Below are 1045 nucleotides of genomic sequence, written 5' to 3' on the forward strand. Positions count from 1 at the left end.
GTTCGTGCATCGGGCGAGAATGTGGGTCTGTATGCGATCAGCCAGGGCACGTATACTTACGGCAGCAACTACGACGAGACCTATGTGGGCGCCGACTTTGAAATCACCCAGCGTGCGATCACGATCACCGCGGATGCGGGACAGAGCAAAACCTACGGGGATGCTGATCCAACCCTAACCGCAACGGTAACCAGCGGAACGATAGTAGGCGGCGATGTGGCCACCGGTTCACTGGTCCGTGCAGCGGGCGAGAATGTGGGTCTGTATGCGATCAGCCAGGGCACGTATACTTACGGCAGCAACTACGACCTGAGCTTTTTGGAAGGCAATCTGGAGATCACGGTACGTGAGATCGAGGTGACCGCCGACGACCAGGCCAAGGTATACGGCGAAGCGGATCCAGCCTTGACCTACCAGATTACTTCGGGCAGCCTGGCCTTCAGCGACGCGTTCACCGGGGCGCTCGGCAGGGATGCGGGCGAGGACGTGGGCAACTACGCGATCACGCAGGGCACTTTGGCCTTGAGCAGCAACTACGACCTGAGCTTTGTGGAAGGCAATCTGGAGATCACGGTACGCGAGGTCGAGGTGACCGCCGACGACCAGACCAAGGTATACGGCGAAGCGGATCCAGCCTTGACCTATCAGGTCACCTCCGGCAGCCTGGCGTTCAGCGACGCGTTCACCGGGGCGCTCGGCAGGGACGCGGGCGAGGACGTGGGCAACTACGCAATCACGCAGGGCACTTTGGCCTTGAGCGCCAACTATGACCTGAGCTTTGTGGAAGGCAATCTGGAGATCACGGTACGTGAGATCGAGGTGACCGCCGACGACCAGACCAAGGTATACGGCGAAGCGGATCCAGCCTTGACCTATCAGATTACTTCGGGCAGCCTGGCCTTCAGCGACGCGTTCACGGGGGCGCTCGGCAGGGATGCGGGCGAGGACGTGGGCAACTACGCAATCACGCAGGGCAGTTTGGCCTTGAGCGCCAACTATGACCTGAGCTTTGTGGAAGGCAATCTGGAGATCACAGAAAGGGCGA

1 protein-coding gene is annotated in these 1045 nt (G+C 60.3%); it reads left to right on the plus strand.

Annotated elements, in window-relative coordinates; genetic code table 11:
• On the plus strand, window positions 1-1045 hold a 1045-nt coding region (locus J0A67_RS07245), incomplete at both ends, for an MBG domain-containing protein (protein WP_317195050.1).

It is taken from the genome of Algoriphagus aestuariicola, assembly GCF_017254835.1.
Lineage (GTDB): Bacteria > Bacteroidota > Bacteroidia > Cytophagales > Cyclobacteriaceae > Algoriphagus > Algoriphagus aestuariicola.